This is a genomic window from Psychrobacter sp. FME13 (genome assembly GCF_014861395.1).
In the GTDB taxonomy this organism is placed as follows: Bacteria; Pseudomonadota; Gammaproteobacteria; order Pseudomonadales; family Moraxellaceae; genus Psychrobacter.
In genome coordinates this window covers 1-1,152 of sequence record NZ_RRYV01000309.1, presented here as the reverse complement: position 1 = coordinate 1,152, position 1,152 = coordinate 1, and the positions used below count along the sequence as shown (strand labels likewise).

General features: G+C 32.9%; 2 protein-coding genes. Both read left to right on the top strand.

All coding sequences use genetic code 11. The features are described 5' to 3' along the window. Positions 1-83 precede the first annotated feature (83 nt). Positions 84-353: a zinc-dependent metalloprotease gene (locus EI164_RS16230; RefSeq protein ID WP_192521006.1), complete on the top strand. Its 270-nt coding sequence runs from the start codon at positions 84-86 to the stop codon at positions 351-353. Positions 354-386: 33 nt separating this feature from the next. Then, positions 387-1,097, top strand: a complete 711-nt coding sequence (locus EI164_RS16225) for a hypothetical protein (RefSeq protein WP_192521005.1) — start codon at positions 387-389, stop codon at positions 1,095-1,097. The last annotated feature ends 55 nt before the right edge of the window (positions 1,098-1,152 follow it).

Below are 1,152 nucleotides of genomic sequence, written 5' to 3'. Positions count from 1 at the left end.
ATAGCAATTCGATTTAATAATTAGTTTATAACATTTTTAGGTGAGATTGACTATACATAGATGAAGCAGGAAATTTAGGGGTAATGTACAAATATGACGGTAGCAAATACCATGCACTAACTACTATCCATGAGCTAGGGCACACATTAGGGTTACCGCATACTTTTGAGACTAGTAGCTCAGCCAAACATCAGTTTTACCAAGGTTATACTGATAATATTATGGATTACAATGATAAGCTCGATCCTTCAGGCATTAATCAAGATATTCAACTTAATGAATTCTATGAGAATAATCTCGCTTCATTTAAATGGCAATGGGATATTATCCGCAATGATAGAAGCATATATTAATATCAGTAATCAAATCAAATAATAGGCGTTATCATGTATACAAGATACCTTCAACTATTTAGCACTGTCATTATATTGACCCTGTCCATTCAAAGCAAAGCGCAACCGATAGAACCAATATTTGACTCAAAATTTGATGCTTATAGAAATGTTTATTTAGATCCTCCAAGTTTCACAAATCTAGGCCCTTGTGTTGAATATAAATATAGTCGTTATGCTAGGAACAAAATAAAATTTATCGATACTGGCGTGCGAAGAGATGACTTTATAGAAGTGATGGATAAAGATTTATTTTTAGAACGTTTTGAGAACTCACCATTATATACTCAGCTAACAAGTGACAACTATTATTATGTTAACAACATTGAGTTAGGTAAGATAAATGGTCAACTAGACTTGCTAGATATAGGCCTCAATAAGAAAATCAATAAAATATCTTACCGTTCTAACAGTGTATATGCCAGAAAACAGTATGGTCATGAGCTAACAGAACTCGATAGATTTGGTATGCTCGAGACTCTCAACCTAGTTCTAGATGACCGCGAAAAATCAGAAGAAATATTAAATACGTTATATAGCGACTACAGTAAAAAGGTTAAAAACGATATTAAGTTAAAAGATACTGATATCTATTTTTCTTATGTTCGCTTTAATGGTTTGCTCTTTGAGCTGTGGGGGCGAAATACTACTCATGAACTTGAACACTGTAGGTTTGATATGTTGAGTAGCCTAAAAATTCATTAGTTTGTAGTGGTCAACTAATTTAGGACACCTGATAAGAGGTTTTTGTTAAAATAGC

Coding starts and splice junctions, on each gene's coding strand:
- EI164_RS16225 (WP_192521005.1), top strand. CDS start 387: ATGTATACAAGATACCTTCAACTATTTAGCACTGTCATTATATTGACC.
- EI164_RS16230 (WP_192521006.1), top strand. CDS start 84: ATGTACAAATATGACGGTAGCAAATACCATGCACTAACTACTATCCAT.